Origin of the sequence: Paenibacillus sp. GP183 (assembly GCF_900104695.1) — a bacterium.
Taxonomy (GTDB): Bacteria; Bacillota; Bacilli; order Paenibacillales; family NBRC-103111; genus Paenibacillus_AI.
This window is the reverse complement of record NZ_FNSW01000001.1, coordinates 2,745,947-2,771,837: the sequence shown is the minus strand read 5'-3', so window position 1 is coordinate 2,771,837 and position 25,891 is coordinate 2,745,947. Positions and strand designations below refer to the sequence as shown.

The following is a 25,891-nucleotide window of genomic DNA, read 5'->3' as shown; positions in this document are numbered from 1 at the left end:
ACCTCCTGAATGATCTTTAATGATACAATATGTATTATTTAATGTATTATCGCATGCTTTTTCTGCAAAATCAATCCCATTTTCATAAAAATTATACAAAATGTATCATCGGATAGATGTGTTTGTATTAATGCTGTTTTGAAGCGTTTTTACAGCATTATTAAACAAAAAAAGCCCCGCCGGCCATAGCAGGCGGAGCATCAACCTGAGATCTAGTTGCAATACCATTTTTCCCAAATTTTATAGAGTCCGAGCAATCTTCATTTTTTTTTTTTTTTTTTACAATTGTTCTTTAATAAGAACTATACTACTGATGTCAGGATTTGAGAACAACAATTTTCTGATAGAGAGAAAAATATTTATGTTTGGGAAATTAGGCCTTAAAACAATTCGGGGGAGTAATCCATTCATGTCCATTGACGGGCATTGCTATTGTAATTCACATGTTTTAATGATACAATTTGTATCAAAATCAGAGAAAGGAAGTGCTAATTCATGCAAGTTGTACAACCTATACGAGATCAAGAGAAGATAGACGAGATCCAAGGGATACTAATGAGGCAGTCGCTTCGAGATTGGTTGTTATTCACGATTGGCATCAATTCCGGGTTGCATTTGAGCGATCTGCTCACATTAAGAGTCAGAGACCTGAAGGATAAGACCCAGGTCACCATTAAAGAAGAGAAGACCGGCAAAGAGAAAACTTTCATGATTAATAATCAACTTAAGGACTGGATCTTTAATTACGTCAAGTATATGGATGATAGTGATTTCCTGTTTCCTTCCCAACGAACCGGCAAACCGATTAAACGAATCCGGGTATACCGCATTCTGAACGAAGCTGCCAAGCAGGCTGGGCTGTATGATATCGGCACCCATACGCTGCGAAAAACCTTCGGGTATCATTATTATCAAAAAACGAAAAATATCTCCGTACTTCGTGATCTTTTTAATCATTCCGCCCCGTCAGTAACGTTAAAATATATCGGCGTGAACGCGTTGGAGCATGCGAATGACCGTTTCTAAAATATTTACTTGACATGATACTAAATGTATCATAAATTATGTACATAATACTTTGATTTGGAGCCATATAATAGGATTTGAATGAGATTCTAGGGAAAAGGCGGTCTCGAATGAGTAAGAAAATTGAACTGGATATCGCGGGGGTATTAAAGCAGTTAGGCATGAATCCGGATAAGTATGGTACGTGGCTGGTCAAGGAATCAACCCCCCTCCCGCGTACTGTTATAGAGAACGCTCTGCCCTTACAAAAGCAATAAAACGCCTTGCTTCATCAGCAGTCAATTTTCTCCCATCAATCATCAAAGCAAATCTTTCCAAAATCTTGTCGTCCGAGAGCTCCAGGTGATCCACAAAATCTCTAACATCATTATCAAGTACTTTATCCGGCTCGTCCGACCGTCCCAGTAAGTAGTCTATGGATACCTTAAAGAAGGTTGCGATTCTATGAATAGTTTCATAGTCAGGTTCTCTGCGAGAGGTTTCATAATGGGAAAGAGAGGCCCTCGAAATGCCCAGCTTATTCGCCAATTCTACTTGGGTAAGTGCACTTTGTTCACGAAGTAAAGCAATTCTATCCCCATATTTAGCCATTGTTTTAACATTCACCACATTTCAGTAAAAGTACTAACCAGTATTGCCCTGCTGTAAGTATTAGTATACTAGCGTTCAGCTAGATACGTATAGTATCATACAATATTTTTTTACATGTTTCAACAAAAAGACTCACTGCATCGTCATAACGGCAAAGAAGGGGTAAGGCATGCTGACCAAGGATAAATCGAAAATTTTAATTGAAGAGTTTAACAGCTTCATTCAAAGATCAGAGTTACAAACTACGCTAGTAACATCGCTAAGGCCTTATGTAAATGAAATAAAAGAAATTTTATTGATGCACGTTTACCAGATAAATGAGAAGGATGCTGAAGTAAGTCCATCAGACCGGCAAGGAGACTAATAATTAAAAAACATTGCACTGATACAAAATGTATCGTATCATACTAATAAAATACATAATGCAACAAATTATTGAAATTGGACACTAGTAGGAGTGATATTATGAACCCATCGAGGGATGTTTATTGCCTGAAATGTGCGACGATTGTTCCTAGAGAACAAGCAGATCAGATCTTTAAAACAGGGTTTTATAAAATAACCACTCCATTAGCTATTTGTATAAAGTGCTCTCATGAAGAATCGGAAAAGATACATATTGAGATCAATTATGAAGATTTCAACGATATAAAATATAGGGAAATACAGGCTGCGCTCTAGAATCAGATGTAGTAATCCCAAAGGAATGTCTCCTAAAGCAAAAATCCCCTTCAAGGAGAGGCCACTGAAAAAGTCCTTTATACAGAAAAGGTACAATCTCTCAAGATCTTTGAGAAGAAAGTACCTTTTCTGTATAATTAAAGCATCAACCCGAGTAGGTGAGCCCGATGATTCAACAACAACAATCCATAACTCTAAGCCCCTATATAGAACTTTATAACTTGATTATTCCCAAGGATAATATGTTGCGCCAAATCAATGAGTTGGTCGACTTCTCATTCGTGTACGAAGAACTGAAAGCGCGCTACTGTCTAGATAACGGTCGAAATGCGATCGACCCGATTCGCATGTTCAAGTATCTGCTATTGAAGGCTATCTTTGAACTGTCCGACATGGATATTGTTGAGCGCTCTCGGTACGATATGTCGTTTAAGTATTTTCTTGATATGGCGCCGGAAGAAGTGGTAATAGACGCTAGTTCTCTAACTAAGTTTCGGAAGCTGCGGCTGAAAGACATGAATCTGCTCGACATGCTCATTGGCAAAACAGTCGAAATTTCGCTGGAGAAGGGCATTATCACAAGCAAAGCAATCATTGTCGATGCTACCCATACGAAAGCACGCTACAATCAGAAATCCCCTCGTGAAATTTTGCTGGACCGCTCCCGAAAGCTGAGAAAAGCGGTCTACACGGCGGATGAGTCGCTGAAAGCCAAGCTCCCATCAAAAAACACAAACGATGTGCTCGAGGACGAAATCGCCTACTGTCAAAAACTCATCGCCGTGCTTGAAGTAGAAGGCGGCATCTGCGAGCTTCCCAAGATCAAAGAACCGTTGAATCTGTTGAAAGAAACGGTCGCAGACGATCTGGAACAGCTACGGATCTCGGAAGATCAAGATGCACGGGTAGGTCACAAGAGCGCGGATTCCTCGTTTTTTGGATACAAAACCCACATTGCTATGACTGAGGAACGGATTATTACGGCAGCAGTTGTAACCACAGGCGAAAAGAATGACGGCAAGCAACTGCAGACGCTGATTGAAAAAAGTAAAGCCGCCGGTATGGAGGTCAAAACAGTAATCGGAGATACCGCCTACTCGGAAAAGGAAAACATTAAGTACAGTAACGAAAGCGAACTTGAATTGGTGGCGAAACTAAATCCAGCGATTACGCAAGGAAATCGTAAGAAAGAGGATGAATTCCAGTTCAATAAGGATGCAGGCATGTATGTGTGCAAGGCAGGGCATATGGCGCTTCGGAAAGCACGGGGGGGAAAGAAAGACGTTGGGGCAAACCAAGTCGATACGTATTACTTCGATGTAGAAGTATGCAAGCGATGTCCAATGAGGGAAGGTTGCTACAAGGAAGGTGCAAAAAGTAAAACTTACTCGGTGAGCATTAAATCCGACGAGCACACCGAACAAATGGCGTTCCAGAGTAGCGAATATTTCAAAACCAAAGCTAAGGAACGCTACAAGATTGAAGCGAAGAACAGCGAACTAAAACACAGACACGGGTATGACGTTGCGTCATCTTCGGGTCTTGTCGGTATGGAGTTGCAAGGCGAAATGGCGATTTTCACGGTAAACCTAAAACGAATATTGAAGCTTATGAAGTGAAAGCCCCTTCTGAATGACCTGCTATAGCAATGAAAAGACGACCAAGCAACCAAAATTTGGATGCTTGGTCGTCTCTTATTTCATGACTTAGAGGCAACCCTGAAAAAATCACAAGTTCTTCAGTGGCCTCTTCAAGGAAGAGGATTTTTTTGTTGAGTTGATAAGAAAGTTTAAGTTTTTCTAAAATTATCCTTGGTTCAATAAATGTTGATGGGCGCTGTAATCAATCTGCTGCTTCTCCAAAAAGCTGGTCAAACTCTTGTAATCCCGCCGCGGTGTCGCAAGGATGTAACCCTTGATACAGTGGTCACGCGTCACTTCCTCAGCGCCTTCGTTCAAGGCGACCTCGCCGATTTTAGCGGCTATCGAATGCTTGGCGATATCGCGAAATGCTGTGGGTACCGGTGAAACCAGCTGATCCAAAAAGGCTTTGGAATCTTCGGTCCACAGATGCCTGGACGAATCCACGTAATGATTTTGCCAGTCCAGCTTGGACTTTCCGTCCGCCTTCGGCAAAACCTTAAGAAATTTGCGGAACATGAAGTATCCGCCGACACTCATAAAAAACAACAGGACAAACACCCAAAAAATAATAAACCACATGAAAAGTGGATTAGCTCCTGAATCCATGCCAGATGTCACCTCGGATTAACCATATTCTTATAAGAATTATACCTTATTTCTAGATTTCTTGCGACAATGCTAGTAAAATAGGAGGGAATGATCAAATCGTAAAGGAGCCATTAGGATGCTTAAAATCGGTTCACATGTTTCTTTTTCCAATAAAGGATTACTGAATGCCGCGGAGGAAGCTGTTTCTTACGATTCTACAAGCTTTATGCTTTACACAGGCGCGCCACAAAATACACGCCGCAAGCCAATTGAAGAGCAGTTTGTCGAAGAAGGCAAGGCGTTGATGGACAAGCATGGTATTGAGGAGATTGTGGTTCATGCTCCTTACATTATCAATTTGGGCTCTTATAAAGATGATACCTTTGAACTGGCTGTCCGTTTTTTGCAAGAAGAAATTCATAGAACCGAATATTTGGGTGTTCGCAATATCGTGCTTCATCCCGGAGCCTATACGGAAAAAGATGCCGAGTATGGGCTAAAGCGCATAGCCGAGGGCTTGAATGAGGTATTGGATGGAATCAAGCATACCAGGGTTAATATCGCACTCGAGACAATGGCTGGAAAAGGCACTGAGCTGGGCCGGAGCTTTGAGGAGCTTGCTGCCATTATCGATAAAGTCACACATAATGAGAGAATTACCATTTGCTTGGATACTTGCCACATCCATGATGCAGGATATGATATTGTGAATGATCTGGAAGGAGTACTCGATGAATTTGACCGTATTATCGGCTTAAACCGCATCGGGGTTATTCACCTGAATGACAGTAAGAATCCCCGCGCCGCGAGCAAGGACCGCCATGCACCGATCGGTTCCGGCTATATCGGCTACGAAGCCATGAACAACATCGTGCACCACGAGAAGCTGATCCACTTGCCGATGATTCTGGAAACCCCTTGGATCGGTAAAAATGAAACCACCCAGCGCCCCATGTACGAGGCTGAGATTGCGCTGCTTAGAGGCAATCTGAGTGAGCATTTTGGCGGAGAGTTCCTGGATCAGGTCGAGCGCATTGCATTTTTAATGGATAAAAAAGATATCCATCATCGCGATTTCGTGCTCAATACCTGGGAGCTTCTGAAAAATGATGCAAAAGCGAAAAAAGAAGACAGCCGGGAGCCGTTGGAGCGTTTGTATGATATCATTGCGGAAGATAGATTGCTGCCGGATTTATCGGAAGAGCAAATCAATCAACGATTGACGATTTGGCTGGCTGGCAAAAAGGCGCTGCAGTTGGCTTAGACTTGCTTACGAAGTAAGTTTTCCTAAAGGAAAACTCAGCTTATGCTTACGAAGTCAGTTTTGCTAACGCAAAACTCATAGGAGGAAACATGAACACCGATATCAACAACATCAACGTCCGAAACGGGAATACGAATAAGAACAGAGCGAGAATGCTGATCTCTTGTCCGGATCAGCCGGGCATTGTTGCAGCGGTGTCGCAATTTCTATTTGAACATAGTGCCAACATTGTGCAATCGGATCAATACACCATGGATCCGGAAGGCGGCATGTTCTTCATCCGGATCGAATTCGATTTGCCGGAGCTCAGCAGCCGGATCGATCAGCTTAAATCGGATTTTGAACATGTCGCTGAGCGGTTTCACATGGATTGGAGACTGACACTCGCCAGCCGCAAGAAGCGTTTGGCCATATTCGTCTCCAAGGAGGATCACTGCCTACTGGAGCTGCTCTGGCATTGGCGCGCCGGAGATTTGGATGCGGATATTGCCATGGTGATCAGCAATCATCCCGATATGAAGTCACTGGTGGAACCCTTCGACATTCCCTTTGTGCATATTCCTGTTACCGCGGATACCAAATCTGAAGCCGAAAGAAAACAGCTGGAAGCCGTAGGAGACAGTGTGGATGTGATCATTTTGGCGCGTTATATGCAAATTATCTCGCCGACGTTTCTGCAGCATTTTGGCCATCGAATTATCAATATCCATCACTCCTTCCTACCCGCCTTCATTGGCGGCAAGCCTTATGCCCAAGCGCATAACCGCGGGGTGAAAATCATCGGGGCGACGGCGCACTATGTAACGGAAGAATTGGATGGCGGCCCGATAATTGAGCAGGATGTGCAGAGGGTCAGCCATCGCGATAACGTGGATGATCTGAAGCGGATAGGGCGCCATATCGAGCGCATTGTCCTCGCCAGAGCCGTATCCTGGCACGTTGAGGACCGCATCATCGTGCATAATAATAAGACCGTAGTCTTTAATTAAAATAAATTAAATTGGTAAATTGGACTTCCACCCTTTTGGGGTTGGAGTCCTTTTTTTGTTGCTTGTTTTCGATGGTTTGGTACAAAGGTTCATAAAAATGGGCGTTTGAATCAGTAACAAGCGCGGAAATCGCACCATAAATTGGAATCATATCGATTCAGTTCAATTTATTTTTCATGCTATACCCAATCAAATAAACGACCGGAGGTTTTTAAAATGAATGATTTCAAAAATGAACTGCAGCAATTGAGTGTTGCCGATTTCCAAGCTGGAATGATGACGCCTTGGAATCAGCAAAGCCAGCCTCAGGCAGATCCATCACGTCTATGCGTTGGTTTTGGAGGTCTTTGTGTAGGCTTTGGAGGCTTTGGAGGCTTTGGAGGTTGTGGAGGCTTTGGAGGTTGTGGAGGCTTTGGAGGCTGTGGAGGCTTTGGAGGTTGTGGAGGCTTTGGAGGTTGTGGAGGCTTTTGTGGAGGCTTTTGCCATCATCATCGATGCGGAGGCTTTTGCGGCCATCGATGCGGAGGCTTTTGCCGCTGATCACGGTGTTTCAGTAACATTGCCCCTGAATGCAGATTGTCTGCTGTCAGGGGCTTTTCACTCATCATTTTACTTATGACATGAAGGACAAATAGATATACATATGCTTAAGATGAACGGCAGTCGCAGATTGGTGAACAGTTAAGCTGTAAGATTATGCTTACGGAGTTAGTTTTGCTAAAGCAAAACTCTAAGGAGGAGTAAAATGACTCAAATGATTCCTACTGCGCGTCTGAAGGTCAAGGAGGACACCTTTTTTCTTCCTTATCCAAACGAAAGCGTTTATTTCCGTAATAATATTGGAACCTTCCATATGGAAGGCGAGATGATCGACCGCTGGATTGAAAAACTAATCCCGATGTTCAATGGGGGATATACATTGGCAGAATTGACCGACGGATTGTCCGACCCTTATCGGGAAAGGGTGTATGAAATTGCGGAAGTCCTGCACCAAAAGGGCTTTGTTCGGGATGTGAGTCAAGATCGGCCGCATCAATTGAAGGAAGAAATCCTCGAAAAGTTTGCCTCACAAATAGCCTTTTTAGACAGCTTTGGCGATTCCGGCGCATATCGGTTTCAGTCCTACCGACAGGCTGAAGTGTTAGCGGTCGGTTCAGGCCCGTTTTTCGTTTCCTTGGTTTCTGCCTTAATCGAATCTGGATTGCCTAAATTCCATGTGCTGATTACGGATTCAATGCCGACCAATCGGCAGCGGTTAAGAGAATTGGCTGAACAAGCCCGCATAACGGATCCCGAAGTATTCATAGAAGAGGTGACTCTGCATGATGAGGGAGGAAATGCTTGGCGTGACGTTGTGCAACCTTTCCAATCGATTCTATATGTGTCTCAGGACGGAGATGTTGAGGAACTGAGGCTTCTTCATGCAGCTTGCAAGGAGGAGAAAAAGGTGCTTCTCCCTGCTATGATCCTGAAGCAGGCAGGGATGGCGGGTCCGCTAATCCATCCGGAGCTTGAAGGATGCTGGGAGTCGGCATGGCGCCGCATACACGAAACCGCAGTTTGCAAGGACACGAGGCTGCACACCTTCTCATCTACCGCGGGAGCGATGCTCGCCAATATCATTGTTTTTGAATGGTTTAAGTCGTTCACCGGGGTTGCGGAATTGGAATTGAAAGATTCATTTTTTCTGCTTGATCTGGAAACATTGGAAGGGAGCTGGTACCCGTATTTGCCTCATCCTTTGATTAACCGGAAGGCGGGGGCAGCATTCGATTGGGTTCAAGCTTTGGACTTGCAGCTTGCAGAAAGTTCTGAAGGGAAAGAACAAAATGGGTTGCTTCCATATTTCAGCAGACTGACTTCTGAACAAACGGGGATTTTCCATATATGGGAGGAGGGGGATTTGAAGCAGCTTCCGCTCTCTCAGTGCCGTATTCAGGCGGTGGACCCATTGTCAGAGGGGCCAGCCGGCTTATTACCAGTCAAAATCTGCTCAGGTCTGACGCATGAGGAAGCGCGGAGGGAAGCGGGACTGGCAGGGGTTGAAGATTATGTATTCAGATTAGCCGAGGTGTACGTAGAATCGAAAGAATTTGTCGGCGTTGGAGTGGGTGAAACAGCTGCGGAAAGCGTAAGCCGAGGATTGCTAGCCTGTTTGGCGGAGCAGCTGGGCAGGCAGCTGTCAGTCCGGAAACCAACTGTCCATCGGGTGGAGTTCAGTAAAGTGGAAGATGAAAGAAGCCTGTTTTACATGCAGTCATTGACCATCATGCAGGGTGCGCCAATTATTGGGATAGGAGAGGAAGTATACGGATTTCCAGTGGTATGGGTGTGTACAGGTGATCGCTGGTATGGGACAGTCGGTCTGAATAAGACAATGGCGCTCAGGCAAACATTGCAAGCAGCACTTCTAAAGCTGCAAAATCCATCGGTTTGGCAGGAGGTGCAAGTAATGGAGATTTCATCTGTGAACCTGAGCGCAGAGACTCCGCTTCTTCTTAAAATCCCTCCCACAGAGGAAACAACACGATTGGAGGTATTGGCGGATTCGCTGGAGATCTTGAAAATGAACGGCAAGCTTCTTTTTGCTGTGGATCTCGCGGTCGAACCGTTTTTGAAGGAAACACTTGGAGGAGTATTTGGTGTAGTGCTTCGGGAAGGGGAACCCAGATGAGCGCAATCGTGGCGGTTGTAGGAGAAGGCTTGCTGTCTGATCTGGTGTGCCGAGAATTGGCAGATCTTTACCAGATCATACGTCTGGACAACTTCAAGACAGAAGTGCCGGAAACGACGGATTTGGCTTTGGTGCTGGATGACGCTTGGTATCCTTCCGTTCATCTTGAGGCGGAAAAGGTAATGAAATCAAAGGGTATTCCCTGGCTGCGAGGTTTCATTGCGTTCGGCGAAGGCGTAGTCGGACCGCTGGTTAGTCCGGATGAGCAGGGTTGCTCTCAATGCGCTGACACCAGGCGGCTCTTAGCCGGACGCGACCGTAAGGAGATGTGGAAGCTGCAGAAGCGTTTGGCGGAGGACGGGGGAATAACGTGCGATGCATGGGCATCTCGAACAGGTTTATTACACATGACTTACCTTCTCGTTGCTGAGTCGCAGAAGGTGCTGCAAGGCCATCGACCCCGTTCGGAGAAACGGGTGTTCTTCATGGATATGAAGACACTGAAGTGCACTAGCCACTTCTTTTTGCCGGATCCTCTTTGTCCGGTTTGCTCTTATTTGCCCGACGATTCACGGGCTGCGGCCCGGATTTCATTGCAGCCCAGTCCGAAGATCAGCGAGAGCAGCTTCCGCAGCCGTTCCCTGAAAGAACTGAAGGAATTTCTGGTCGAAGACTATCTGGATTACAAGATCGGCTTCTTGAATGGAAAAATGGTTGATTTTGTGTCGCCTTTTGCCGATGTGAGTGTAAACCTTCCGATGTTTGAGCGGGACGAGGTAACGGCAGGCCGAACGCATTCCTATGCGGAAAGCGAGCTGACTGCCATTATGGAAGGCTTGGAAAGATACAGCGGCATGGCGCCTCGTGGAAAACGGACGGTGATCCTCGACAGTTACCGCAATTTGGCGGATCAAGCACTAGATCCCGTATCTGTAGGCTTGTATTCCAAGGAACAGTATGAGCGGCTGGGGTTTCCTTTTAAACCTTTTGATCCTGACCAACAAATCGATTGGGTTTGGGGATATTCGTTATTGCAAGATAGTCCAATCCTGGTTCCACAAATACTCGCCTATTACAGTTCTAGCTGCGGACAAGGATTTATTTATGAAACATCCAATGGCTGCGCATTAGGTGGAAGCCTGGAGGAAGCTATTTTCTACGGCATTATGGAAGTGGTGGAGCGGGATGCATTCCTGCTGACCTGGTACGCGCAGCTGCCGCTTCCGCGTCTTGACCCTTTTTCCGCGGGCGACCTGGAATTGGAGCTTATGGTCAACCGGTTGAAATCCGTGGCGGGATTTGATCTGTTTTTATATAATGCGACGATGGAGAATGGAATCCCAAGCATTTGGGCTTTAGCGAAAAACAGGAAGCCGAAGGGATTGAATCTGATTTGTGCGGCCGGAGCACATTTGGATCCGGTGCGGGCGGCGAAAAGCGCGGTTCATGAATTGTCGGGGATGATGCTGACGCTTGACGAGAAATTCGAAGCGAACCGTGAGAAATGTGAGCAAATGTTCCATGATCCATCCTTGGTGTGGGGAATGGAGGACCATTCCATGCTGTACGGCTTGCCGCAAGCGGAGGAGCGGCTGCAATTTTTGCTGGAGGAAAACCGGCCGCTGCGAACCTTCGAGGAGGAATTCAAGCCGATACTGAAACAACCGGATCTGACCGAGGACTTGAGGGGCATTCTTCAAATATTCCGCCAGTTGAAACTCGATGTGATCGTCGTGGACCAGTCCACCCCTGAATTGACAAATAACGGACTGCACTGTGTAAAGGTGTTGATTCCAGGAATGCTGCCGATATCATTCGGCCATCACCTCACCCGTGTAACAGGGCTGGAGAGGCTACTGCAGGTACCGGCGGAGCTCGGATATGCGAAGGGGCCATTGCTCCTGGAGCAGCTCAATTCGCATCCGCATCCGTTTCCATAAGTCGCCTGAGCGGATGCATACGAAGCCACGTTTCTTTTCGAAACGTCTTAGCGGGTGCTTACGAAGTCAGTTTTACTAAAGCAAAACTCTTAGGAGGAAGAAGGATGAGTCTGGAAGCCTTTCTACACGATCTTCATGCAGATACCAACGCGTCCAGACCGCCTGATGAGGTGGATTGGGAAGACGCGCCATTAAAATATAAGCTCTATCGCGGTTTGCCAGCCTTTCCTCTATCCCCGGAAGTATCGCTGACGCTTGAAGGCAGGGAATTGCCTTCCAGAATCGATCTGACCTGCATCGGTCATTTTCTCTGGTATGTATTCGGGCTCACTCAGTTGAGCCATTCATACCTTGCCTCGATCAACTTGGGACAATCGGCCGGCCCATTGCAAATGTACCGGAGGTTTGTTCCATCAGGCGGCGGTTTATATCCTAATGAAGTATATGTATATCTGAAGACAAAGGATATTCCAGCAGGAGTTTATCATTATGATGCCGCGCACCATCGCTTGATACTGCTTCGCGAAGGCGATTTTGATTCTTATCTGAAGCTGGCTCTTGGCAATCGCTGCGACCTGTCGGCTTGTTTTGGCACTGTTTTTATTTCGTCTGTATTTTGGAAAAACTTCTTTAAATATAATAACTTTGCTTATCGTCTGCAAGGGTTGGATACTGGCGTGCTGATCGGGCAATTGCTTGAAGTGGCAAAACGGTTCGGTTTCGCATCAAGGGTGTATTTCCAGTTTCTTGATCGGGCTGTTAATCATCTGCTTGGGCTGTCTGATAAGGAGGAGAACGTATATGCGGTGATTCCGCTTTCGACGGAGCCTGTGATCACTAGGTTCGCTGTTGACAATGATAGAACAAAGAAAGTCTTGGCGGCGGAGTTGTGCCGGGATTTGCCAGCTGTCCTACATGATCGCTACGAGAAATCCCGAAAAGTCAAAGACTTCCCCATGATAATCAAGATGAACGAAGCATCCATGATGGATTCATCAGAATCGTTTCGACAGATCGGCGTGGCCCAAAAAATTCATAACAATATTCAGCTGGCATATATGCCCCATGTGGAACGATTGTCGTATGATTTGGCGTCGATCTGCCGAAAACGGTATTCACCGGAGACAGATTTCGTTTTGAGCAGGGTAACACAACCCCAATTGGCCGCTCTCTTGCAAGAGGCATTGGCTTCCTTTTCATATCGCAATGATTTGGAGAATCCGCATGAAAAATCTGGGTCCCGCGTCTCCGTGTACGCCTGTTTGTATAACGTGGAAGATGTTCCGAATGGCGCTTACCGCTATGACAGCGCAAATCATGCACTGAGCCGGATACTTCCTGGAGATCATCGGCTGCGGCTGCAGCAGGGAATGTCCTTGGACAACATCAATTTGTTCCAAGTACCGATCTGCCTGCATGTGGCTGGGGAAAAGGATTTCTTCAAAACAGCATTAGGATACAGAGGATACCGCATCCAGCAGATGGAAGCGGGTATGCTCGTCCAACGCTTATTGTTGGCAGCGTGCGCCACTGGGATGGGTGGGCGACCTCTTCTCGGATTTAATGCGAGTAATAGTGATGAGATCTATAAAATGGCTCTGCAGGGTGAAACCAGCCTGATCCAAATCCCGATCGGTCTTTATCGTCATCGTCCTCGTTTGGAGGCGGGCCTCCACAGCTAAATATACAAGGACGTGACGGATATGATCTTTGGAGCAATCAGATACCATTGCACGTCCCATGTGTTAAATAAGCAATAAGCGCTCTGTTCTAAAGGCTTTACGTGAGAAATTAAGCTTATCTTGTACCTTCTCCGGTACCGGTGAGTGGTGTATTCATTTGACCCATTTGAGTTCCGGTGAATGGAGTTTGACCGCCTTGAGTTCCTGTTTGGGGGTAAGTCCCAGGGTAGTATTGCGAAAAGGGTGTCGCTCCATACTGTCCCATTGACTGACCGAATTGACCTGGATACTGACCCGAAACCTGACCCGGCAACTGACCGAATTGACCTGGATACTGGGTTGGATATTGACTCGGATACTGACCGAGTTGACCTGGATACTGACCCGAAACCTGACCGAATTGACCTGGATATTGGGTTGGATATTGACCAGGATATTGACCAGAATACTGACCAGAATACTGACCTGGGTACTGAGTGGTGTATTGACCATACGGGAAAGAGTAAGGGCTGTAAGCCATTTTCAAAAACCTCCATTTCAAATTTAGATAGTGTATGCTTCGCTAATAAATCGTGATGCTTGCCCACCAGAATTGGGCTAATGTCATTTATTAGGCCACAAAAATATGAAGTGTCATTTACCCCCCCCATTCTATGTGAAGCCATCTTTTCAATTGGACAAGAAGTCAAGTGCAGGGTAATCGTTGTGAGTGTGATGTCAAAAATCCGCAAGGAGCTTGCTGTCCATGATACGTCACATCATTTGTTCGGAGCCTCGACAAGAGTTAAAATTAGAATACGAGGGGGAGGTCGTGGATTCGTTATGAAAACGATTTTAGTGGTGGATGATGAAGAGAAAATTCGCGATGTCGTCACATCGTATCTAATGAAAGAAGGATTTCGGGTATTAGAAGCGGCTGCAGGAAATGAGGCTTTGCATTCGCTGCAAAACCAATCGATCGATCTCGTTATTCTGGATCTCATGCTTCCGGACATGGATGGGGAACTGGTATGCCAAACCATTCGTCAATTCAATTCGGTTCCGATTCTCATGCTTACTGCCAAGGCGTCGGATAACAATCGAATCAAAGGTTTGTCCATTGGTGCTGATGATTATTTGACCAAGCCCTTTGATCCGCGTGAGGTCGTGGCCAGGGTCAGGGCTATCCTGCGCCGAACGGATGACAATCATTTGCTGGCCGACCGTTTAACATTTAATCAGGGCCATCTGGAAATCGATTCGCTCAAGCATACGGTGTTCAGTCATGGAGAACCGATCAGTTTAACACCGAGTGAATATAAGCTGCTCCTGGCTTTAGCGAAATACCCGCAGCGGCATTTTTCGCGTGAGGAATTGGTGGATAAGGTGATGGGTTATGAATTTGATGGCGATATTCGGACGATCGACCAGCATATTAAAAACATCCGTCACAAAATTGAGTTGGACCCCAAGAAGCCGCAGTATATCGTCACTGTATACGGTTCCGGTTATCGCTTTACAGGTGTTGTGAAATGAATAAACGATTGCACACGCGCCTGGCATTCATCATCATCGGCATATCGACATGCATCTTATTGATATCGACGGTAAGCGTCATTTTGGCGACGCATTACCATATTTCCTTGTTTCATGACCAGGCAGCAGGCATGAACCATGATGTTTCCCAATTGAATTACCATTTGGAGCAGGCACTCATTCAATCGATCATATGGACGTTCGCCGGTTCCATCATCCTTGCGGTCCTAATCGGTTTTTATGTCGCCAATCGTATTTCCAAGCCGCTTGTGGACATGAAACAGGCCGCGGAACGGATGTCAGACGGCCAATTGGACGCCAGGGTGAAGATCGAAGGTAAAAACGAGCTTGCGGAATTAGGCAATTCGTTAAATGAACTGGCCAAGCAGCTGCATAAACAAGAGCAGCTTCGGGTAACGATGACCGAAGACATCGCTCATGAACTTCGAACGCCGCTGACCACTTTGAAAAGCCATATGCGGGCATTTGAAGATGGCATTTGGGAACCCACTCCGGAACGTATCCATTCCTGTTACGAAGAAATTGAACGCCTCACGAAAATGGTAGTCGAGCTGGAAGACTTGACCCACATGGAATCACCGGCATTTCAATTGGAGCGTAATGAAGAGCCGCTGAAATCGATGATTGAACAAGGGGTGGACCTCGTTTCTGCGGCTTTTCATGAAAAGAAGGTGGATCTTTCGTTTAGCTGCAGTCCGAACATCCGGATTTTTGCAGACCGTAATCGCATGATTCAGATTTTGGTCAATCTGCTTACCAATGCCCTTAAATTCACTCCGGAAAATGGAAACGTGCGAATTGAAGTATTAGAGGAACAGCAAGACGTGCTCATGACCATTCAGGATTCGGGCAGCGGCATTGTACCAGAAGATTTACCCTTTATATTTGAGCGGTTTTACCGGGCGGACAAGTCACGAAATCGGAGAACCGGGGGCAGTGGCTTGGGATTAACCATTGTAAAGAGGCTGGTGAATGCTCACAGCGGGCATGTTTGGGCTGAAAGCGGCAAACAAGGGACTACGTTCTATATTCGACTGTCTATATAATCTACACAGGATTTTCAAAAGTAATGATTATACTTATGGTGATCTATTTATTTTGAAAGGGGAGCGATTTCTTGAAAAAAGTCATCACACTAGCTATGGCCATCGTAATTGCAATAGCATTCACCGCATGTTCTAAGAAAACGTCTAATGATCAACATGGGTCCCATAATGCGGGGGAAACTGCTTTTATGCACATTCACGGCTTGGGGTACTCCAGCGATGGGAAGCGTCTTCTTATACCGATACATAACGGGATCAAAGTATATGGCGATGGCAAGTGGAGCGACGCCCCGGGGGAGAAGCATGATTACATGGGTTTCTCCGTGGCAGACAACGGATTCTATAGCAGCGGTCATCCTGCGGCGGGTTCCAAATACAAAAATCCCTTGGGCCTCATTAAAAGCACGGATGAAGGGAAATCAATCACCGTTCTGGCTTTGGAGGGCGAAGTGGACCTTCATGGCATGAGCGTGGGTTACCGTACTCATTCCCTATATGTGCTTAATTCAGAACCGAATTCGAAAATGAAGCAGGCGGGATTGTTCTACAGTCGAGATGAGGGCAAATCCTGGGTTAGCGGGCAAATGACCGGTCTTTCAGGGCAGATTACGGCGTTAGCTGTACATCCGACACAGGATGCAATTGTTGCTATTGGTACGGAATCCGGGGCGTATTTTTCAAAGGATAACGGCCAAAATTTTGCCGCAGTCTATACGGAGCAGCCGGTTTCCACATTAGCTTTTACGGATAACGGGGATCTGATGATCGGTACCGCCAAAGCCGAATTGGTGAATATCAATTTGGAAACCAGACGATCGGTCACCGTCAAAACGCCAGTAAAAACTGGAGACGTGATTGCGTACGTTTCTGGAAGCCCGGTCAATCCGAAAGAAATGGCGATCGCCACGGCAAAAAAGGACGTGTATCTTTCCACCGATAATGGCGCCGCATGGCGGAAAATTGCTGATCAAGGACAAGCCATAAACCAACCATGAGCTGAACTTCTGTCATGAAAAAAAGCATGAATTGTTGGTTTTCTTCCAATTGGGGTAAATATATATGTAAAATAAAAGCCCAGCTGGGCTCGCCCCCTTGGGGCTCTGACGTTTATTTAATAAGGTTAAGCTCAGGTTTAATGACTCCAAAGTCATTATTTCCCCCCAATTCTTTTGTGCAGCGTGCTAGAGGTAAATGCTTCCTTCGTGATGAGCACCAGTGCCATTGTGATTTAATTACTTAGGGCACTTTTACAACGTACGGTACTGTAAATACTTTACCGTTTTGCTGGAATTGTCCCCATATCTTATATACGCCGCTATGCGGGAACGTTGCCATAAATTTGGCATCCGGTCCTGTCGCCTTTTCAACTGTTGGATGTACGTGCAAATAATTTTCTGCATCTTGGGTTAAGATCACGACATGTCCAACTGCTCCCAGATAAGGCTGAAGGTCCGTTACAGGCTGCTTCGATGCAGCGTCTTTAATATTGAAGTTCAAGTTCAGTTCCATACCCGCCATAAGGTGATCAAATGAAAGCGTCACTTCCTTGCCGTCTACCACTTTAGTTAATGTAGTTTCAGGTTCAATTGATTTTTGAGCAGGTGATGCTCCTTGAACCGTCATCCACTGGCTTTTACTCATAGCTCCCATACCCGTTGGAGTGATATCGGCAATCACCTTGAACTCACCAGCTGTGGGAAATTGTGTGGTAACGGTAAACTCGCCGTTTCCTTTATAATCAGGGTGAATGTGGTTAAAGAAAGACAAATCCTTGCTGACTATGATAAAGTGCATTTGTTTTTCATGTACCGTATCAAATTTATCAATCGGTTTGCCGTCTTTGTCCTGGATTTTAATCGAAATCGTTGTATCTTGGTTCGGCATCGCCATATCACCAGAAAGCTTAAATTGGGCTTGGACATTTCCTGCTTGTGTGGAACTTGCTTGTTGTGCCATACCACTATGATCCATTCCCGCAGACGCGCTTGGTGAGGGAGCATTCGTTGTTCCTGACGTTCCGCCGTGCATGGAATGATCCATAGATCCTGATTTTCCGCATGCCGTTAAGAGCGCAGCTGTGAGTAAAATTGAAATCGCTACTTTTTTCATGATTTCCTCCTGTATCTATTTTCTCTTTATTATTATAAAAGATACTTGTGTAGGTCTTGTGTAGAGGATAACCAAGCCTGGAATTATCGAGAACATGTTTAATTGACTTTCCCCCAACTGCATGATAACCTATTCGTGTAATATACAACAAATGCATTATACACGAATAATGAGGGTATCCATGCAAAGAGAAAATGTACTTGAACTTAGAACTATTATGCAACAGTTCATTCGATCTTTTGGACTTTTAGAGCAAACAAAAACACCTTGTGGTTTTTCATTGTCTCTATCACAAGTTTTTGCTCTTCAAGAGCTGGAGAAACAAACGCTTACGATAACTGAACTGGCTGAAAAACTTCAATTAGAGAGAAGTTCGGTTAGCAGATTGATTGACGGCCTTGTAAAAGGTGGATTTGTTTCAAGGGATTTAAACGAAAACAATCGCAGGGAGGTCGTGCTGGCTTTAACCGAAAAAGGTACGAGCTCCATTCACAGAGTACGTGACCAGTCGGTTGATTTTTATAAAACCATTCTTGGGAAAATGTCTGATTCCGAGCAAGCTCAGTTTTATGAAAGTTTTAAAACGTTCACTAATTCGCTGACTGAAGTAAGGCGAGATAATATTAACAGTGAGGAGTGATAAAATGGACCCTCAATATCTTCATAAAAAAGGAACGGCTTCAACCATTGCAGCTTCAGTATCATCGATTATTTTCTCAATTATTGCTTCTTCGCATCACTGGCTTCATACGCTGATCCTGCTTGTACTTGGCAGTTCGACCAATATGATGGTTGACATGTCAGGGTTACTTTGGCTCCGAAGAGCTATGGTGATTGCAACTTTGATTTCATCGATTTATGCGATTTACAGCCTAAAAAAACACAAACATATGCCCACCTGGATGAAAGTTATGAATACATTATCCGTTTTGATTTCTTTAGGTTTTATTATCAAATTCGCCGTAAAACCCCTTGCTTTAGCCATGGGGATATAAGGCAATTTGCTCTGCATCCCTTTAGGGATGTTAAGAGCAAAATTCTTAAATTCTCTCTTTAAAACATGTTAGATAAACTACATTAAACTAACTATTTGTGGTACAATTTACTGTAGGTGATGACATTGAGTAGAAAAGCAGAAAGTAATCATAATATCGTTTTTGATTGTAAATATCATGTTGTTTTTGGTCCTAAGTATCGAAAAAAGGTACTCAAAGAACCAATTGATACAAGGCTAAAAAGTTTGTTTTTAGAGAAGTCTAAAGCGTTAAACACAAATCGTTGAAATGGAAATCATGCCCGATCATGTTCATTTGCTCATCAATTGCGATCCACAGTTTGGAATCCACAAAGTAGTGAAACATTTGAAAGGGTACACGTCAAGAGTGCTAAGACTAGAGTTTAACCATCTAAAAAGTAGACTCCCTTCCCTATGGACAAACTCGTATTTTGTTGCAACCGTAGGTACAGTTCAACTGGATGTAATCAAAAAATATATTGAAAGCCAAAAAGAACGAGGTGAATAGTATTGCTTGTTGCCTACAAATACCGAATATACCCAACAAAAGAGCAAAAACAGAAGATACAATTTACTCTTGAACGCTGCCGTTTGTTGTATAACCGGTTACTAGAGGAACGTATTCTTGCCTACAAACAAGAAGGGAAAACACCGAACTACTACGATCAAGCAAACACGTTCAACGAGCGTAAACAACACATTCCGGCATTAAAGCAAGTGCATTCGCAAGTGTTACAGGATGTTGCGAAACGATTGGATAAGGCGTATCAAGCATTTTTTAGACGAGTGAAGCAAGCCGAGACTCCAGGGTTCCCACGTTTCAAACCACAATCGAGGTACGATTCGTTTACCTATCCGCAAGGCGGGTACACAATCCATGGCAATAAAATAAAGCTATCCAAGATCGGTGAAGTGAAAATAAAACTACATCGAGAACTGCAAGGCAAGATGAAAACCTGTTCCATCATTATCAAAAACGGAAAATACTATGCTTGTTTTTCGTGTGAAGCTGAAGCCAAACCTTTGCCTATAACAAACATGAAGGTTGGTATCGACTTAGGACTCAAACACCTTGCAATACCATCTGAAGGAGAACCGATAGAATCACCCAAATATCTTCGTCTAAGTGAACAACGATTGAAACATCTACAACGTGCCGTATCCAAAAAGAAAAAAGGTTCGAAACGTAGAAGCAAAGCTGTACATCAATTGGCGAAATTGCATGAGCATGTAGCCAATCAGCGAAAAGATCATGCGCACAAAGTTTCTCGTAAACTCGTAAACCAGTACCAATTGATTGCTTTTGAAGATTTAAACGTATTAGGGTTGGTTAAGAACCATCATCTTGCAAAAAGCATTGTTGATGCAGGATGGCAGCAACTCGTACAATTCGTGATGTACAAGGCTGAAAGTGCCGGTCGTCAAGTGGTGCAAGTGAATCCATACAACACATCTCAACAATGCTCCAACTGTGGTGAAATCGTCAAAAAAACACTATCCGAACGAACGCATCAATGTTCTTGCGGATACATTGCAGATCGGGACGTAAATGCGGCGATTAACATACTAAACCTAGCTTTGAAAAACGTATCGTAACCTAAAAAAGACTAGGCTTGGATAGAGCCTCCAAGGAGGGGAAAGGTTACGATCCCCGATGATCTGAGAAGCCCCTGCCTTTAGGCATGGGAGCATGTCACCTATACATTCAATAAATACGGGTGGTAACAATTTCCCCCTAGATTCCGCTTAAGCCCTGCACTTAATCTATGCCCTAGCCATACCTTGATAAATATATAAGCATGAAAGGAGGAATAATGTAAATGGAGCATATTGTTCAACCTGGAGAAACTTTGTCTAGTATTGCTTATAGGTATGGTGTTACTGCAGCAGCCATCATGCATGCAAATAGACTTCACAGTCACTTCGTTCACCCGGGTCAAAGAATCTTTATTCCGGTTCCGCCTCATCCTGCCCATCAAATCCACACTCACACACACACGCACACACATACACACACGCACACACATCAATGAATCAGTTCATCCACCGTTGCACGATCTCCGATGTTCTGTCAATGCCTCCTGACAATTAGATAAAAGAAAGGGCTGCCCCTTAGTCATTTGCGATGACTTTTGGGAACAGCTCTTATTTTTCGTTATATTTACATTAGCTAATGATTAGCGAATTTCTCCGGTATTGGCATCAATTTTTACATTATGGTCTTTTCCGTCTTGGCCATGGATTACAATGGCATAAACGTCTTTGCCGTTTTCTTTATTTAATTTATTTGAATATCAAGTTGTTTCAGCAAGGTCTTTAAATACGAACATTTGTTTGATATAATAAATACAAACGAATGTTCGGGAGTGATTGGCGTGGCTCAACAAGAAACGATGACGCTCAAGAGGTTTCAAGAGAAGTTCGATACGGAACAAGCATGTCACGATCATCTGTTCCAGATTCGTTGGCCCGAAGGGTTTTGCTGTCCGAAATGCCAAAGCCAATCGTTCTATTTCCTAGAGACGCGGAAGCTTTACCAGTGTGTGGCCTGTAAGCATCAAACTTCCGTGACGGCTGGTACCATTATGCATAAAACGCACACGCCTTTATTGACCTGGTTTTGGACGATCTTTTTAGTGGCCCATGATAAACGCGGCATCTCTGCAACCTATATCGCTCGAGAACTTGAATTGACCTATCCGACAGCCTGGTTGCTCCTTCAGAAAGTCAGGAAAGCTATGGGTGATCGCGATGCCAACTATCGACTGGCTGGCTTGGTTGAACTCGATGATGCCTTCTTTGGCGCACCAACAGAAGGCGGCAAACGCGGTCGTGGCACCGAACAAACGCCCGTGCTCGTAGGCGTTTCACTCAACAAACAGGGAGCACCGCAATACGTCAAGATGCAAGTGATTCCGGATGTAAAAGGGAAAACGCTGATCGATTTTGCACAGCGTTATATCGAACCCGGCGCAACGATCAGCAGCGATGCTTACCATTCTTACAACGCGCTTGCGAAAGAATACAACCATCAGCCGCTCAAATTCAACGTCAAAGAAAACCCGGATCATTTGAAGTGGCTTCATACGATGATCTCAAACGCCAAAGCTTTTATTGGCGGTACGTTTCACGGCTTGGCACCCAAGCATCTGCAAGCCTACTTGAATGAATTTTGCTTTCGTACCAACCGCAGACAGTTTGAAGGACAACTGTTCAATCGGCTTTTATCCGCTTGTATTTCTACCGATACCATTACTTACCAAGAACTTACCATATGACGATGCGGAGCTAACTTGATATTCAAATTAATTTAATATCTTTTACAGTTCCTTTATATTGTTTTAATGCGTTGTCTTTGGCTTGCTGTTGTGTGAAATTCACGTTTTCGCCAGTGACTGCATCCATTTTCACCGTATGGTCTTTTCCGTCTTGACCATGGATTACAGTGACATAAACGTCTTTGCCATTTTCTTTATTTAATTTAATATCTTTCACAGTTCCTTGATATTGTTTCAATGCGATGTCTTTGGCTTGCTGTTGTGTGAAATTCACGTTTTCACCCGTGACTGCATCCATTTTCACCGTATGGTCTTTTCCGTCTTGACCATGGATTACAGTTACATAAACGTCTTTGCCGTTTTCTTTATTTAATTTAATATCTTTCATAGTTCCTTGATATTGTTTTAATGCGTTGTCTTTGACTTGCTGTTGTGTGAAATTCACGTTTTTGCCCGTAGCTGCATCCATTTTCACCGTATGGTCTTTTCCGTCTTGACCATGGATTACAGTTACATAAACGTCTTTGCCATTTTCTTTATTTAATTTAATATCTTTCACAGTTCCTTGATATTGTTTTAATGCGAGGGCCTTGACTTGCTCTTGAGTATATGGCTTTGCTTGATTCTGTTGTTGCGGCTCCACTTTTTTAGCCTGAGCCGTAGGATTATTAATGTCTGCAGCAAAAGCAGATGACATAGAACCAAGCGCCATTACCGTTCCTAAAGATACTCCAAATACTACTTTCTTAAAGTTAACCTTGTTCATTTTCTCTTCACTCCTCAGTATATTTTGTTTCTTACATCGCTTATTATGGCATTCGAAAATTAAATGGCCGTTGGATAACGATTTGATTTCTATTTCATATTGATTTGTTTTTCATTTGAAAGGATAGGGGAGAAAACAATAAAAAGCTCAGCGATAGCGCAGAGCCTTCTTTAGTCAGTGTATTTGTTTACGAATGATTTGACGCTAACTTCTTTAAAGGAAAAGTAAGAATGAAACGGGTGCCTGTCCCTAGATGACTTTCTACACGAATTTTCCCTTTATGCGCTTCTACAATCCATTTGGCTATGGATAATCCCAGCCCGTAGCCTCCTTGGGAACGCGACCGAACTTTGTCTCCCCTATAAAATCTATCGAATATTAGAGGCAAGTCTTGCTTCGAAATACCCATACCTGTGTCTTCTATACTAATCTCAGCAAAATGTTTCTGTTGACGGCAAGTTACTGTAATTTTCCCTTGTTCCGGCGTGTATTTAATCGCATTATCCAATAAAATGACAAGCAGTTGCCGAATACGTTCCTCATCACCCAAGAATGGAATCTGTTTTTCAACGTCAGAATAGATTGTTCTATTATTCATTTCCGCAAATAAACAGTATTGTTCGAGCATTTCGTTAATGGTTTCATCCAACAAAAAGGATTGATGCCTGATTTGTAATTGGTTACTTTCGGATCTGGCTAAGGTAAGCAGATCGGATACTAAACTAATCATTCGCCTTACTTCTTTTAATATAACCGAAATATTCTCGCTTTCTTCCTCAATCGTATGTTTGGGGTAGCGCAACAACATTTCTGTATTGGTCTGCATTACCGCGAGCGGTGTCCGCAATTCATGGGAAGCGTCTGCTACAAAACGCTGCTGCTTATTCCATGATGAAAGAATCGGTATAAGAGCACGGCCGGCTAAATAAAATCCTGCTAAGATGGCCAAAACCGCACCTGAAATACTTACTATGGGCATAATCGATTGAAGCTCATTAAATAAAAATTGTTCGGGATACAGACTGCGTACCACTTGTACCGATACAATAGGATCGTTGATAATATTATAGAAAGGAATATTTGTCTTAGTATCGGTAGACTTCGTTACAGGAATATTGAGCACACGGCTTTCCCGGTTGCCTGTCATGATTGTTTGTATAGACTCGGTAGAAGATGAAGATCGGTCTTTAACTGAGGTGACTAGCTTATAAGGAACAGTACTCGGTGGAATTTGATATCCGTTCCCTTGTTTATCCGTTAGCACGTAGAAGATGAGCTGATCACCTCTGCGATTATCGTCCCAAGCCGCTAAAAAAACATCAAGTTTCTCACTCTTCATACTATTGCCTATATCTTGTAATCTTCTATCTACGTTGTTGTACATATGGAACTTAGCATAAAAAAACAACATATTGACACATAAATAAAAAATTAGAATAAATACGATGGCATTCATCGCTACTAACCTTATCCGCGTTTTCCGAAACAACCTACGCACCCCCAAGCATATAACCAATGCCCCGTATCGTGCGAATGTATGGGTCACAGTCGTACTCACTTAACTTTTTTCGCAAGTAATGCACATATAAATCAACAATTGTAATATTGGATTCCGAATAAAATCCCCAAATCCGGTTAAAAATTTGTTCTCTAGTTAAGATTTGCTCCGGGCGTGTTAATAACAGCTCCAGCAGTTCGTATTCTTTAACCGTCAAATTAAGTTTGTTTCCATCCGCAAAACCGTCATATTTTTCTTTTATTAACGATATGGGACCGTAACTTAATTCATCTTGAATCATGTTTTTTCCTTGTCTGCGCAATAACACCCGAATACGTGCCAATAGTTCATCCATGGCAAATGGTTTAACCAGGTAATCATCAGCTCCGATATCCAGTCCTTTAACTCGGTCTTCTACGCTGTCTCTTGCGGTTACCAGTAATATGGGGGTCATAATGGATTTGTCATGTAACTCTTTGATGAAGGAAAAACCATCCATTTCAGGCAGCATAATATCTAATAGAATTAAATCGTATATCCCTTGCTCGGACATCAATAATCCTTCTTTTCCATTTTCTACATCATCCACCTTGAAGCCTTCAGCCTTTAATGCTCTTACCATAGTGTTTCGTAATAAAAGATCGTCTTCTACTACAAGTAACCGCATAGAAACCTCTCTTTAAGCTTTTTCTTATTTATTTTGATCATTTTTAGCTGCTCATATTCATTGGGACTCTCGCTCATTTTGTTTCTTACATCGCTTAATTATGGCATTCGAAAATTAAATGGTTGTTGGATAATCATTTGATTTCTATTTCATTTTGATTTGTTTTTTATTTGAATGGATTGAGGAGAAAAAAATAAAAGCCCCGCGATAGCGCAGAGCCTTCTTTACTCAAATTCTCCTAATTATTAGCCATATTAATAATGGCATTAATTGTTTTCCAATTGCGCGTTGTTGCTGACACTCCGAGCTTTTTTTCGAGAAAAGTATTGGAATATATAGTTTCTCCATAACCTTTATGCCGGCATAACAGATAAACTTCACGATTCACAATTCGCAGCTCATCTGTGTCACTTTTGTATGCAGCTATTTTGTCTATGGCTTGATCCGAAGGTTTGCTCGATAAAAATGTGGTGTACCCGTCTTTTTCCGAAGAGTCTGCACCCTCAAATGGATTATTTTTTATGCTGTCCTCAAGCTCCTCAAGCGTCCTGATAATCACAGGGACGTCAAACCCGAGAACCCTCGCCAGCTCCTTTTCAATTTTATCGCAAATAAGCTCGGCTGCCTCTTTCTTCGTGTCAAAAATCACATTACCGGATTGAATATACGTTTTTACATTTTGATAGTCCAGACTCTCAAAGATGCCTCTCAAATGCTCCATTTTAACCATCTTTTTTCCGCTGACATTGATTCCACGCAACAAGGCTACATGAGTTTTCATGGCAGAACCTCACTTTATGAATAATATACTTCATATTGTACCGTTTCTCACAAAGGAATCAACTTTCTTTAAAGACAAAACGTCTAAAATCATTACAATAATTGAATAAAATTGACA

25 protein-coding genes and 2 pseudogenes are annotated in these 25,891 nt (G+C 43.8%); 18 read left to right on the top strand and 9 right to left on the bottom strand.

Features of this window, described 5'->3' with window-relative positions; genetic code table 11:
* Positions 1-495 precede the first annotated feature (495 nt).
* Positions 496-1,026, top strand: coding sequence for a site-specific integrase (locus BLV33_RS13675; RefSeq protein WP_090792399.1), 531 nt, complete (start codon positions 496-498; stop codon positions 1,024-1,026).
* Between the two features lie 222 nt (positions 1,027-1,248).
* Here BLV33_RS13675 and BLV33_RS13670 read toward each other — a convergent pair whose 3' ends face one another.
* Positions 1,249-1,617, bottom strand: coding sequence for a helix-turn-helix domain-containing protein (locus BLV33_RS13670; RefSeq protein ID WP_090792395.1), 369 nt, complete (start codon positions 1,615-1,617; stop codon positions 1,249-1,251).
* Positions 1,618-1,786: 169 nt separating this feature from the next.
* Between BLV33_RS13670 and BLV33_RS13665 the strand changes: the two genes are divergently transcribed.
* Positions 1,787-1,981, top strand: coding sequence for a hypothetical protein (locus BLV33_RS13665; RefSeq protein WP_090792391.1), 195 nt, complete (start codon positions 1,787-1,789; stop codon positions 1,979-1,981).
* Positions 1,982-2,465: 484 nt separating this feature from the next.
* The gene (locus BLV33_RS13655) at positions 2,466-3,917 is read left to right on the top strand and encodes an IS1182 family transposase (protein ID WP_090792384.1); all 1,452 of its coding nucleotides are present in this window, start codon (positions 2,466-2,468) and stop codon (positions 3,915-3,917) included.
* A 186-nt stretch (positions 3,918-4,103) separates the two neighbouring features.
* Here BLV33_RS13655 and BLV33_RS13650 read toward each other — a convergent pair whose 3' ends face one another.
* Positions 4,104-4,547: a DUF2621 domain-containing protein gene (locus BLV33_RS13650; RefSeq protein WP_090792381.1), complete on the bottom strand. Its 444-nt coding sequence runs from the start codon at positions 4,545-4,547 to the stop codon at positions 4,104-4,106.
* A gap of 118 nt (positions 4,548-4,665) precedes the next feature.
* Between BLV33_RS13650 and BLV33_RS13645 the strand changes: the two genes are divergently transcribed.
* The 6 genes from BLV33_RS13645 (at position 4,666) to BLV33_RS13620 (ending at position 13,078) form a co-directional block, all read left to right on the top strand.
* Positions 4,666-5,793, top strand: a complete 1,128-nt coding sequence (locus BLV33_RS13645) for a deoxyribonuclease IV (protein WP_090792376.1) — start codon at positions 4,666-4,668, stop codon at positions 5,791-5,793.
* Positions 5,794-5,882: 89 nt separating this feature from the next.
* Positions 5,883-6,782: a formyltetrahydrofolate deformylase gene (purU, locus tag BLV33_RS13640; protein ID WP_090792372.1), complete on the top strand. Its 900-nt coding sequence runs from the start codon at positions 5,883-5,885 to the stop codon at positions 6,780-6,782.
* A 358-nt stretch (positions 6,783-7,140) separates the two neighbouring features.
* Positions 7,141-7,401, top strand: coding sequence for a hypothetical protein (locus tag BLV33_RS29670; RefSeq protein WP_090792369.1), 261 nt, complete (start codon positions 7,141-7,143; stop codon positions 7,399-7,401).
* 126 nt (positions 7,402-7,527) lie between these two features.
* Positions 7,528-9,456, top strand: a complete 1,929-nt coding sequence (locus tag BLV33_RS13630) for a putative thiazole-containing bacteriocin maturation protein (protein ID WP_090792364.1) — start codon at positions 7,528-7,530, stop codon at positions 9,454-9,456.
* Complete coding sequence (locus tag BLV33_RS13625) at positions 9,453-11,396, top strand: TOMM precursor leader peptide-binding protein (protein ID WP_090792359.1); 1,944 nt, start codon at positions 9,453-9,455, stop codon at positions 11,394-11,396. Before BLV33_RS13630 ends, BLV33_RS13625 begins: the two co-directional genes overlap by 4 nt.
* A 104-nt stretch (positions 11,397-11,500) precedes the next feature.
* A complete protein-coding gene (locus BLV33_RS13620) occupies positions 11,501-13,078 on the top strand; it encodes a SagB family peptide dehydrogenase (RefSeq protein WP_090792356.1) in 1,578 nt (525 codons plus the stop codon).
* A gap of 115 nt (positions 13,079-13,193) precedes the next feature.
* Here BLV33_RS13620 and BLV33_RS13615 read toward each other — a convergent pair whose 3' ends face one another.
* A complete protein-coding gene (locus BLV33_RS13615; RefSeq protein WP_139305742.1) occupies positions 13,194-13,619 on the bottom strand; it encodes a polyadenylate binding domain-containing protein in 426 nt (141 codons plus the stop codon).
* A 281-nt stretch (positions 13,620-13,900) separates the two neighbouring features.
* On the opposite strand from BLV33_RS13615, the gene BLV33_RS13610 reads away from it, so the two are divergent.
* The 3 genes from BLV33_RS13610 (at position 13,901) to BLV33_RS13600 (ending at position 16,655) form a co-directional block, all read left to right on the top strand.
* A complete protein-coding gene (locus BLV33_RS13610) occupies positions 13,901-14,593 on the top strand; it encodes a response regulator transcription factor (RefSeq protein ID WP_090792350.1) in 693 nt (230 codons plus the stop codon).
* The gene (locus tag BLV33_RS13605) at positions 14,590-15,660 is read left to right on the top strand and encodes a sensor histidine kinase (protein ID WP_090792346.1); all 1,071 of its coding nucleotides are present in this window, start codon (positions 14,590-14,592) and stop codon (positions 15,658-15,660) included. The genes BLV33_RS13610 and BLV33_RS13605 overlap by 4 nt, the downstream gene beginning before the upstream one ends.
* A 71-nt stretch (positions 15,661-15,731) precedes the next feature.
* Positions 15,732-16,655, top strand: coding sequence for a F510_1955 family glycosylhydrolase (locus tag BLV33_RS13600; RefSeq protein WP_090792343.1), 924 nt, complete (start codon positions 15,732-15,734; stop codon positions 16,653-16,655).
* 241 nt (positions 16,656-16,896) lie between these two features.
* Here BLV33_RS13600 and BLV33_RS13595 read toward each other — a convergent pair whose 3' ends face one another.
* Complete coding sequence (locus tag BLV33_RS13595) at positions 16,897-17,769, bottom strand: hypothetical protein (RefSeq protein WP_090792338.1); 873 nt, start codon at positions 17,767-17,769, stop codon at positions 16,897-16,899.
* A 181-nt stretch (positions 17,770-17,950) separates the two neighbouring features.
* Between BLV33_RS13595 and BLV33_RS13590 the strand changes: the two genes are divergently transcribed.
* The 5 genes and pseudogenes from BLV33_RS13590 (at position 17,951) to BLV33_RS30740 (ending at position 20,817) form a co-directional block, all read left to right on the top strand.
* Positions 17,951-18,409, top strand: a complete 459-nt coding sequence (locus tag BLV33_RS13590) for a MarR family winged helix-turn-helix transcriptional regulator (RefSeq protein WP_090792335.1) — start codon at positions 17,951-17,953, stop codon at positions 18,407-18,409.
* 4 nt (positions 18,410-18,413) lie between these two features.
* Entirely contained in the window at positions 18,414-18,764 is a 351-nt protein-coding gene (locus tag BLV33_RS13585) for a hypothetical protein (protein ID WP_090792332.1), read from the top strand.
* 119 nt (positions 18,765-18,883) lie between these two features.
* Positions 18,884-19,292, top strand: a pseudogene (gene tnpA, locus BLV33_RS13580) (IS200/IS605 family transposase).
* A 2-nt stretch (positions 19,293-19,294) separates the two neighbouring features.
* Positions 19,295-20,380, top strand: coding sequence for an RNA-guided endonuclease InsQ/TnpB family protein (locus BLV33_RS13575; RefSeq protein ID WP_090792328.1), 1,086 nt, complete (start codon positions 19,295-19,297; stop codon positions 20,378-20,380).
* A gap of 224 nt (positions 20,381-20,604) precedes the next feature.
* Positions 20,605-20,817, top strand: a complete 213-nt coding sequence (locus tag BLV33_RS30740; protein ID WP_090792325.1) for a LysM peptidoglycan-binding domain-containing protein — start codon at positions 20,605-20,607, stop codon at positions 20,815-20,817.
* Between the two features lie 144 nt (positions 20,818-20,961).
* Here BLV33_RS30740 and BLV33_RS30735 read toward each other — a convergent pair.
* Positions 20,962-21,060 (bottom strand): annotated as a pseudogene (locus BLV33_RS30735) (PepSY domain-containing protein); the annotation flags it as partial.
* A 99-nt stretch (positions 21,061-21,159) separates the two neighbouring features.
* On the opposite strand from BLV33_RS30735, the gene BLV33_RS13565 reads away from it, so the two are divergent.
* Positions 21,160-22,062: an IS1595 family transposase gene (locus BLV33_RS13565; protein WP_139305741.1), complete on the top strand. Its 903-nt coding sequence runs from the start codon at positions 21,160-21,162 to the stop codon at positions 22,060-22,062.
* Between the two features lie 22 nt (positions 22,063-22,084).
* Here the strand turns inward: BLV33_RS13565 and BLV33_RS13560 are convergent, their stop codons facing one another.
* From BLV33_RS13560 to BLV33_RS13545, 4 genes are all read right to left on the bottom strand, one after another.
* A complete protein-coding gene (locus BLV33_RS13560) occupies positions 22,085-22,828 on the bottom strand; it encodes a PepSY domain-containing protein (protein ID WP_090792321.1) in 744 nt (247 codons plus the stop codon).
* Positions 22,829-23,015: 187 nt separating this feature from the next.
* Positions 23,016-24,284, bottom strand: a complete 1,269-nt coding sequence (locus tag BLV33_RS13555) for a sensor histidine kinase (protein WP_139305740.1) — start codon at positions 24,282-24,284, stop codon at positions 23,016-23,018.
* A gap of 34 nt (positions 24,285-24,318) precedes the next feature.
* Entirely contained in the window at positions 24,319-24,993 is a 675-nt protein-coding gene (locus BLV33_RS13550) for a response regulator transcription factor (RefSeq protein WP_090792312.1), read from the bottom strand.
* Between the two features lie 238 nt (positions 24,994-25,231).
* The gene (locus tag BLV33_RS13545) at positions 25,232-25,774 is read right to left on the bottom strand and encodes a DUF1697 domain-containing protein (protein WP_090792309.1); all 543 of its coding nucleotides are present in this window, start codon (positions 25,772-25,774) and stop codon (positions 25,232-25,234) included.
* Between the last annotated feature and the right edge of the window lie 117 nt (positions 25,775-25,891).

Coding starts and splice junctions, on each gene's coding strand:
- BLV33_RS13675 (WP_090792399.1), top strand. CDS start 496: ATGCAAGTTGTACAACCTATACGAGATCAAGAGAAGATAGACGAGATC.
- BLV33_RS13670 (WP_090792395.1), bottom strand. CDS start 1,617: ATGGCTAAATATGGGGATAGAATTGCTTTACTTCGTGAACAAAGTGCA.
- BLV33_RS13665 (WP_090792391.1), top strand. CDS start 1,787: ATGCTGACCAAGGATAAATCGAAAATTTTAATTGAAGAGTTTAACAGC.
- BLV33_RS13655 (WP_090792384.1), top strand. CDS start 2,466: ATGATTCAACAACAACAATCCATAACTCTAAGCCCCTATATAGAACTT.
- BLV33_RS13650 (WP_090792381.1), bottom strand. CDS start 4,547: ATGGATTCAGGAGCTAATCCACTTTTCATGTGGTTTATTATTTTTTGG.
- BLV33_RS13645 (WP_090792376.1), top strand. CDS start 4,666: ATGCTTAAAATCGGTTCACATGTTTCTTTTTCCAATAAAGGATTACTG.
- purU (WP_090792372.1), top strand. CDS start 5,883: ATGAACACCGATATCAACAACATCAACGTCCGAAACGGGAATACGAAT.
- BLV33_RS13630 (WP_090792364.1), top strand. CDS start 7,528: ATGACTCAAATGATTCCTACTGCGCGTCTGAAGGTCAAGGAGGACACC.
- BLV33_RS13625 (WP_090792359.1), top strand. CDS start 9,453: ATGAGCGCAATCGTGGCGGTTGTAGGAGAAGGCTTGCTGTCTGATCTG.
- BLV33_RS13620 (WP_090792356.1), top strand. CDS start 11,501: ATGAGTCTGGAAGCCTTTCTACACGATCTTCATGCAGATACCAACGCG.
- BLV33_RS13610 (WP_090792350.1), top strand. CDS start 13,901: ATGAAAACGATTTTAGTGGTGGATGATGAAGAGAAAATTCGCGATGTC.
- BLV33_RS13605 (WP_090792346.1), top strand. CDS start 14,590: ATGAATAAACGATTGCACACGCGCCTGGCATTCATCATCATCGGCATA.
- BLV33_RS13595 (WP_090792338.1), bottom strand. CDS start 17,769: ATGAAAAAAGTAGCGATTTCAATTTTACTCACAGCTGCGCTCTTAACG.
- BLV33_RS13590 (WP_090792335.1), top strand. CDS start 17,951: ATGCAAAGAGAAAATGTACTTGAACTTAGAACTATTATGCAACAGTTC.
- BLV33_RS13585 (WP_090792332.1), top strand. CDS start 18,414: ATGGACCCTCAATATCTTCATAAAAAAGGAACGGCTTCAACCATTGCA.
- BLV33_RS30740 (WP_090792325.1), top strand. CDS start 20,605: ATGGAGCATATTGTTCAACCTGGAGAAACTTTGTCTAGTATTGCTTAT.
- BLV33_RS13560 (WP_090792321.1), bottom strand. CDS start 22,828: ATGAACAAGGTTAACTTTAAGAAAGTAGTATTTGGAGTATCTTTAGGA.
- BLV33_RS13555 (WP_139305740.1), bottom strand. CDS start 24,284: ATGAATGCCATCGTATTTATTCTAATTTTTTATTTATGTGTCAATATG.
- BLV33_RS13550 (WP_090792312.1), bottom strand. CDS start 24,993: ATGCGGTTACTTGTAGTAGAAGACGATCTTTTATTACGAAACACTATG.
- BLV33_RS13545 (WP_090792309.1), bottom strand. CDS start 25,774: ATGAAAACTCATGTAGCCTTGTTGCGTGGAATCAATGTCAGCGGAAAA.